Origin of the sequence: Neobacillus sp. GCM10027624, assembly GCF_042675345.1 — a bacterium.
GTDB lineage: Bacteria > Bacillota > Bacilli > Bacillales > Cytobacillaceae > Neobacillus > Neobacillus cucumis_D.
The window spans coordinates 24552-32563 of record NZ_JBHTHD010000007.1 but is presented as its reverse complement, the minus strand read 5'-3'; the positions used below and the strand labels follow the sequence as shown (position 1 = coordinate 32563).

Here is an 8012-nt window from a genome sequence, read left to right as displayed (position 1 = left end):
AAAGACCTAAGTCCGGTAGAATACCGAGCTCAGGTCCTCAAAGTAGCCTAAAATATTTGTCTAACTTTATTGGGTCAGATCATAGTCACTACCTTTATGGGTCAGGCTTTTATTATTTGGGGTTCTACCTTCCCTGACCTCTTCCAAGGCCCATTGCATTTTCCATCCTTTTGAGTGTTTCCGAGGCAATTTTATTCGCTTTTTCTGCACCACGGTCTAAGATATCATCAAGTTCCTTTGATTCAATGAGTTGATTGTATCTTTCTTGAATCGGTTTAATCACATTGATTACTACCTGAGCTAAATCTCCTTTAAATTCACCGTACCCTTTGCCACTATACATTTCTTCAATTTCAGAAATCGATTTACCGTCTAGAATTGAGTAAATAGACAATAAATTAGATATTCCTGGTTTGTTTTCTTTATCAAATTTAACTATGCCCTCAGAATCTGTTACAGCGCTTTTAATTTTTTTCTCAATTTGCTTCAGGTCATCGAGAGGGGTGATAAAAGCTTTCTTATTTGGATCGGATTTACTCATTTTTTTGGTAGGTTCTTGAAGTGACATAATTCTCGCGCCGACTTTCGGAAGACTTATATCAGGAATAGTAAGAACCTCCCCGTATTTCTTATTAAATCTCTCTGCAAGATCACGGGTTAATTCCAAATGTTGTTTTTGATCTTCGCCGACTGGGACAAGGTCTGTGTTATACAATAAAATGTCAGCAGCCATAAGTGGCGGATAGGTCAATAAACTTGCAGATACGGCTTCTTTTCCAGCAGACTTGTCCTTAAATTGTGTCATTCTTTCCAATTCACCAATATAGGAAATACATTGCATCAACCACCCGGCTTGAGCATGCGCAGGAACTTCTGATTGAATAAAGAGCGTTGCTTTTTCTGGATCGATACCGACTGCGATGTACAGTGCAGCAAGACTTCTGATATTTTTTCTTAAAACTTGCGGATCTTGTGGGACGGTTATGGCATGCTGATCAACGATACAAAAGAAGCAATTATATTCATTTTGCAGTTCTACAAATTGCTTCATTGCTCCAATATAGTTGCCAAGTGTAATGGTTCCGCTTGGTTGAATGCCAGAAAAAATGGTTTTCATAGTATTTTTTCCTCCTGCTAATAAGCATTTAAATAAAAAAACCATTCGTCACCTAATCCATATAGGGAAGAATGGTTCAACGCTTTTAGTGACTATTTATAATCATATTATAATGAAATGAATAATCGTAATCAAGTCCGTTAAACATAATAGAAGCCAAGGGCGATTAACATAAGAAAGCCGGTAATGATTCCATGGAAAACAAAAGGCTTTTGATTGATTGTCACCATTTCAGAAAGAGAGGGAATTTCGGCAAGACTTCTTTTTTCCTTTCCTCTTGTTGCAGCAAAGTTAAATGACTTAGCTATAGCGTCAAAAAAACCAGTTTTAACAGTAAATAATAATAAAGAAAAAAGAAGTAAGGCAAATGAAATGTAAAAAGATATATTGATATAGCTTAACAAAGAAATCTTTTGGTAAAAAATGAGTGATAGGAAAATAATTAACAACTGAAAACCCAATGAAATTATCAGAGTATTTTTAAAACGAAAGTTCATTTCTTATCCTCCAAAACCTTGATTTATAAGGAAAAGTATTTTAAATATTATACAAAAAATCAGTGCGAGAGTAAATGATAACATAGGTTCCAGTAACCCAAATGTTTAAAATGTTATGAAAATGCAAATTAATTTTCAAAAAGTAATGTACAATTTGTTGAAAAAATGTATAATAGGGAATGTAGTAATTTTTCAGAATAATAGAAAAGGGAGGTCTACTAGTGAAGAAATCAAAACTTTCACTACTTTTAGTTTTATCACTAGTTCTTAGCATGTTCTTAGCAGCTTGTTCTGGTGGAAAAGACACTGGAAAAGAAAAGGACAATGGTGGTACTTCTAATGGTAAAGCACCTGAACAAGTACTAAATGTTTTAGAGTCAGCAGAAGTTCCAACAATGGATAGTGTTATGGCTCAAGACGTTATGAGTTTCACCATGTTAAATGCAACAAACGAAGGATTATATCGTTTAGACCCAGACCAAAAGGTAATCGAGGGTGTTGCAGACGGTAAACCTGTCGCGAATGCCGATGGAACCGTTTACACGATTAAGTTGAAAAAGGATCAAAAATGGTCAAACGGTGATCCTGTAACGGCTAATGACTTCGTATTTGCATGGAGACGTGCAATTGATCCTAAAACTGCTTCTCCATATGGTCCATATTTCATGGAAGGCAAAATCAAAAATGCTAGCGATATCGTAGCTAAGAAAAAACCTGCAACTGATTTAGGAATTAAAGCTGTGGATGACTATACTCTAGAAATTTCCTTAGAGCAGCCAATTCCTTTCTTTGAGTCATATATTACGTTCCAATTATTCTATCCACAAAATGAAAAGTATGTTAAGTCTCAAGGGAAAGATTATGCGAAGGATGCTTCCCACATTCTTTATAATGGTCCATTCAAAATGACTAAATGGGATGGCCCACAGGCAACTGAATGGGTACTAGAGAAAAACGATACTTATTGGAATGCAAATACAGTTTCTTTAAAGAAAATCAACTTTAACGTACAAAAAGACGGACAGGCATCTGCAAATGCTTTTGAAGCTGGCGAAGCAGACATTACACCAAAACTTGCACAACCAGCAATCATTCAACAATATGAAGGTTCAAAAAATCTTCTTCGTTACACTGAACCATCCATTTTCTGGTTGAAGTTTAATGAGAAAAACCCAGCATTAGCAAATGCTAATATCCGTAAAGCTATTGCTTTAGCAATTGACAAAAAAGCTTTAGCTGATGATGTTTTAGCAAATGGTTCAATTCCTGCTAACTTTATCGTTGCGAAAGATTTCGCGTTCAATAATGGTAAAGACTTCCGTGCTGATACTGGCGAATATTTAAAATCAGATAAAGCAAAAGCAAAAGAATTATGGACAAAAGGTTTATCTGAAATCGGTAAGAAGGAAGTAACATTCAATTATGTTGGTCAAGATACTGCAGCTGCAAAGGATACTGATGCATTTATCAAAGACCAATTAGAGAAAACTTTACCAGGAATTAAAGTTGAACTTCACAACATTCCATTTGCTACAAAACTTGATAGAGAAGATAAACAACAATATGATATTCTTTTCAGTGGTTGGGGTCCTGACTATGCTGACCCAATGACTTACATGGATTTATGGCCATCAACTAGCGGCCAACAGCATATGAGCTACAAAAATCCAAAAGTTGATCAGTTAGTCAAAGATGCAGCAACTACTTTAGCTACTAAACCTGATGAGCGTTGGAAAGCATTACAAGAAGCTGAAAAAATTGTGTTAGAAGATGATGCTGCTCTAGCACCTCTATACCAACGTTCTGCTAACTTGTTAGTTGCTGATAAAGTTAAAGGTTTAGCACACCATGGATTTGGTCCTGATTATAGCTATCAATGGATTAAAATTGTTAAGTAGTAATTGGTAAGTAAACGTATATAAAAGAGAGTATATTAAGGTATACTCTCTTTTTACCTGTATAAGAATTGTCGAAAAATGATGAATCTTTAATCAAATAGGAGGTGGAGGCATGGCGAAGTACATTTTACAACGTGTAATATACATGATTCTTACATTGTTTATCGTTGTCTCAGTTACATTCTTCTTAATGAAGTTAGTTCCTGGTACTCCGTTTAGTAATGCTGGAAAACTCACACACGAACAATTAGCAATTATGCAAGAGAAATACCACTTAACTGACCCAGTACCTGTTCAATATGCTAATTACTTAAAGAACATGGTCCAAGGTGATTTAGGAATCTCCTTTCAATTTAATAATACCCCTGTTACCAAACTTCTAGCAATTCGTATCGGACCTTCAGCAACATTAGGTTTAGAGGCAATGGTATTTGGCTCTATTTTTGGGATTTTATTGGGAGTTATTGCCGCGTTAAAACAAAATACTTGGGTGGATTATAGTGCTACCTTTATTGCAGTTGCGGGGAAATCGATACCAAGTTTTATATTTGCCGGACTACTTCAGTACTATGTTGCAGTAAAATTAGAATGGTTTCCAGTAATGTTTTGGCGGGGACCAGAATATACCGTTCTGCCAACCATTGCCTTGGCAATGTTTCCAATTTCGATTGCTGCCCGTTTCATGCGTACAGAGCTAATTGATGTATTAGGATCGGATTACATTACTTTAGCGAAGGCGAAGGGAGCAAGCTATTTTCAAATTAGCGTAAAGCACGCATTAAGAAATGCTTTAATCCCTGTTATCACTGTTTTAGGACCTTTGGCAGTTAGCTTAATGACAGGTTCACTTGTCATTGAGGAGATTTTTGCTATCCCAGGTCTAGGAGAACAATTTGTTAAGGCCATTACCGTAAATGATTATCCGGTTATTATGGGAACAACTATTCTTTTTGCGGCCGCATTCGTAGTGATTATTTTAGTGGTGGATATTCTGTATGGAATTATTGACCCAAGGATTCGAATTTCAGGGGGGCGATCTAAATGATTACCAATCATGAAAAAATTTCACAAGAGTTATTTGAGCCCGCCCATGTGGATGTATCTAAAAGCGAGAAAATTGCAAAGCCAAGTTTGACTTTTTGGCAGGATTCATGGTTAAGGGTCCGAAAAAATAAAGGTGCCGTGATTAGTTTAATTGTGACTGTATTATTAATTATCATGGCATTTGTTGGGCCATTAATCACACCGTATGCGTATGATTTCCAAAATACTAAACATGCTAATTTACCACCAAGGATTCAAGGTTTAGAAAATATTCACTGGCTTCCATTTGATGGTACATTGAAAAATAGACAGGGCGTAGAATTACATCCTTATGAAACAAGAAATGTTAAAGAATATTATTGGTTTGGTACGGATGGATTAGGACGAGATTTGTTTGCTAGGGTTTGGAAGGGCACCCAAATTTCTTTATTAATTGCTTTTTTTGCAGCTTTAATTGATATGCTAATCGGGGTTACCTATGGGGCGATTTCGGGTTACATCGGTGGAAAAACGGATAGTATTATGCAACGTATTGTCGAAATCATTATGGGAATTCCAAACCTTATCGTCGTTGTCCTGATGATTCTCGTTTTAAAAGCAGGGATTATCCCGATTATCTTAGCCTTAAGTATCACCGGTTGGGTAAGTATGTCGCGTGTTGTACGTGCGCAGGTTCTTAAATATAAAAATATGGAGTACGTATTGGCTGCGAAAACATTAGGGGCATCAGATTCAACTATTGTCTTTAAACATATGATTCCAAATATGTTTGGTGTCATCATCATCAATACAATGTTTTCGATTCCGAATGCGATTTTCTTTGAAGCATTTTTAAGCTTCATCGGATTAGGTTTGCAGGACCCTCACGCTTCATTAGGTACATTGATCAATGATGGATTTAGGGGAATGATTGCGTTTCCATATCAGATGATTATACCAGCTATTATGATCTCCCTTATTATGATAGCATTTAACTTAATTGCAGACGGTCTTAGAGATGCTCTAGATCCAAAAATGCGTGATTAGAAGGCAGGTGAATGGTAGTGGAGAAAATTTTAGAGGTAAAAGATTTAAATATATCCTTCCACACCTTTGCAGGGGAAGTTCAAGCAATACGAGGTGTGAGCTTTGATTTATATAAGGGAGAAACGCTGGCAATTGTTGGAGAATCGGGTTCCGGAAAATCTGTAACAACAAAATCAATTATGCGTCTCCTTCCTGAACATAATTCAGAAATTAAAAAAGGTGAAATCCTTTTTGGTGATAAGGACTTAACCAAACTTAAAGATAAAGAGATGCAAAAAATCCGGGGTCATGATATTTCCATGATCTTTCAAGACCCAATGACTTCATTAAATCCAACAATGAAAATTGGCAATCAAATTATGGAACCTCTGATTAAGCATCAAAATATGAGCAAACATGACGCAAGAGCGAGAGCCATTGATTTACTAAAGCTAGTTGGGATTCCTAAGCCGGAAATCCGTATCAATCAATATCCTCACCAATTTTCCGGTGGGATGAGACAAAGGGTCGTAATTGCGATTGCCTTAGCATGTAATCCAAAAGTTTTAATTGCAGATGAACCAACAACCGCCTTGGATGTGACCATTCAGGCACAAATATTAGAATTGATGAAGGATTTGCAAAAGAAAATTGATACTTCGATCATTTTTATTACACATGACCTCGGTGTAGTTGCAAATGTAGCGGACCGTGTTGCGGTAATGTATGGTGGGAAGATTGTCGAAATTGGTACAGCAGATGAGATTTTCTATAATCCCAAACATCCTTATACATGGGGATTAATCAGTTCAATGCCGGATATGGATACGGATGATGAAGAATTGTATTCTATACCGGGAACACCACCTGATTTATTAGAACCGCCAAAAGGGGATGCATTTGCACCGCGTAATCCTTATGCGATGAAAATCGATTTAGAGCAAGAGCCGCCATTCTTTAAGGTGTCTGACACTCATTATGCAGCAACTTGGCTATTACATCCGGATGCTCCTAAAGTTGAACCACCGGAAGCTGTAAAAAGACGTCAGCATCAATTCCCTGAAATGAAGGAGGGAAAGTAAATGGCTCAAAATGAAAAATTACTTGAGATTAAAAACTTAAAACAATATTTTAATGTTGGAAAAGCAAATGAAGTTCGTGCCGTCGATAATGTTTCCTTTGATATTTATAAAGGGGAAGTATTAGGGTTAGTTGGGGAGTCTGGCTGTGGAAAATCTACAACCGGCCGGACCATTATCCGATTATATAATGCTACCGGCGGGGAAGTATTGTATGACGGTGAAAATGTCCATGGGAAAAAGTCGAAAAGTGAATTAAAAGCTTTTAACCGTAAAATGCAAATGATTTTCCAAGACCCACATGCATCATTAAATCCAAGACTAAAAGTTGCCGATATTATTGCCGAAGGAATTGACATCCATGGTCTTGCTAAATCAAAACAAGAGCGTATGGAACGTGTGTATCAGCTATTAGAAACAGTTGGGTTAAATAGAGAACATGCAAATAGATATCCTCATGAATTTAGCGGTGGTCAGCGTCAACGGATTGGAATAGCTCGTGCACTAGCGGTCGAGCCGGAATTCATTATTGCCGACGAACCAATTTCTGCCCTGGATGTATCCATTCAAGCACAGGTTGTAAATCTAATGAAGAAACTGCAGCATGAAAAGGGCTTAACTTACCTTTTTATCGCGCATGATCTTTCCATGGTAAAATACATCAGTGATCGAATTGGAGTTATGTATTTTGGTAAAATGGTGGAGCTTGCTCCAGCTGATGAATTGTATAAAAACCCACTTCATCCTTATACTCAATCATTGTTATCAGCAATTCCTGCACCAGACCCAATTAGTGAGCGGATGAGAAAAAGGAAAACCTATGATCCGGCAAGTCATCATTATAATGAAAATGATAAGATTGAATTCCGTGAAGTAACTCCAGGACATTTTGTCCTTTGCTCAGAAAAAGAGTTTGCACAATTTAAAGCTTCAAAATAACCAATAAGAAACGATCTCAAATAAGATTATCAGATTGTCGAGAAAGGGTATTTTTCTCGGCAATTTTTTTCTTTGTAAAATCTAAATACCAATTTTATTAAGTAGCCCCTGAAAAAGGGGCTGTTGATTTCCGCTCCGGTCACTCGCTTTACGTGGGGAGGTCCTGGAGCCTCCTCTGCGCTTGCGCCTGTGAGGTCTACAGTGACCTCTCTATCCCGCAGGATTCGAGTGCCCTCCACTCGAATCAACAGGAGATTCTAAATTGATAAAATATTTTTTCAATTTAGAAAAGCAATTTGACCTTTTTCTTGCTCTTTTATGTATTGCTCAAAGGAGCTTGTAATCCTGTAAAAAGGGAAAAGAAAAGTGGTTTCATTGCCCGAAGGAACTTGTAATCCTGTAAAAAGGGAAAAGAAAAGTGGTTTCATTGCCC

Annotated in this window: 7 protein-coding genes; 5 read left to right on the top strand and 2 right to left on the bottom strand. The window is 37.0% G+C overall.

Going from position 1 to position 8012, the window contains the following annotated elements:
- Positions 1 to 124: 124 nt before the first annotated feature.
- Positions 125 to 1117: a tryptophan--tRNA ligase gene (gene trpS / locus ACFQZ9_RS11360; RefSeq protein WP_498943851.1), complete on the bottom strand. Its 993-nt coding sequence runs from the start codon at positions 1115 to 1117 to the stop codon at positions 125 to 127.
- 140 nt (positions 1118 to 1257) lie between these two features.
- Positions 1258 to 1614, bottom strand: coding sequence for a DUF3899 domain-containing protein (locus ACFQZ9_RS11355; RefSeq protein ID WP_498943850.1), 357 nt, complete (start codon positions 1612 to 1614; stop codon positions 1258 to 1260).
- 221 nt (positions 1615 to 1835) lie between these two features.
- On the opposite strand from ACFQZ9_RS11355, the gene ACFQZ9_RS11350 reads away from it, so the two are divergent.
- The 5 genes from ACFQZ9_RS11350 to ACFQZ9_RS11330 all read left to right on the top strand — a co-directional run bounded on the left by ACFQZ9_RS11350 (position 1836) and on the right by ACFQZ9_RS11330 (position 7579).
- Positions 1836 to 3512, top strand: a complete 1677-nt coding sequence (locus ACFQZ9_RS11350; protein ID WP_327838497.1) for a peptide ABC transporter substrate-binding protein — start codon at positions 1836 to 1838, stop codon at positions 3510 to 3512.
- A gap of 112 nt (positions 3513 to 3624) precedes the next feature.
- Positions 3625 to 4557, top strand: a complete 933-nt coding sequence (gene opp3b, locus ACFQZ9_RS11345) for an oligopeptide ABC transporter permease (protein WP_327838496.1) — start codon at positions 3625 to 3627, stop codon at positions 4555 to 4557.
- Complete coding sequence (gene opp3C / locus ACFQZ9_RS11340; protein WP_026574535.1) at positions 4554 to 5582, top strand: oligopeptide ABC transporter permease; 1029 nt, start codon at positions 4554 to 4556, stop codon at positions 5580 to 5582. Before opp3b ends, opp3C begins: the two co-directional genes overlap by 4 nt.
- Positions 5583 to 5599: 17 nt before the next feature.
- Positions 5600 to 6643: an ABC transporter ATP-binding protein gene (locus ACFQZ9_RS11335; RefSeq protein WP_498943855.1), complete on the top strand. Its 1044-nt coding sequence runs from the start codon at positions 5600 to 5602 to the stop codon at positions 6641 to 6643.
- The gene (locus tag ACFQZ9_RS11330) at positions 6644 to 7579 is read left to right on the top strand and encodes an ABC transporter ATP-binding protein (RefSeq protein ID WP_498943849.1); all 936 of its coding nucleotides are present in this window, start codon (positions 6644 to 6646) and stop codon (positions 7577 to 7579) included.
- The last annotated feature ends 433 nt before the right edge of the window (positions 7580 to 8012 follow it).

Bases quoted from the DNA above. Each gene is read 5' to 3' on its own strand.
- trpS (WP_498943851.1), bottom strand. From the start codon at position 1,117: ATGAAAACCATTTTTTCTGGCATTCAACCAAGCGGAACCATTACACTT.
- ACFQZ9_RS11355 (WP_498943850.1), bottom strand. From the start codon at position 1,614: ATGAACTTTCGTTTTAAAAATACTCTGATAATTTCATTGGGTTTTCAG.
- opp3C (WP_026574535.1), top strand. From the start codon at position 4,554: ATGATTACCAATCATGAAAAAATTTCACAAGAGTTATTTGAGCCCGCC.
- ACFQZ9_RS11330 (WP_498943849.1), top strand. From the start codon at position 6,644: ATGGCTCAAAATGAAAAATTACTTGAGATTAAAAACTTAAAACAATAT.
- opp3b (WP_327838496.1), top strand. From the start codon at position 3,625: ATGGCGAAGTACATTTTACAACGTGTAATATACATGATTCTTACATTG.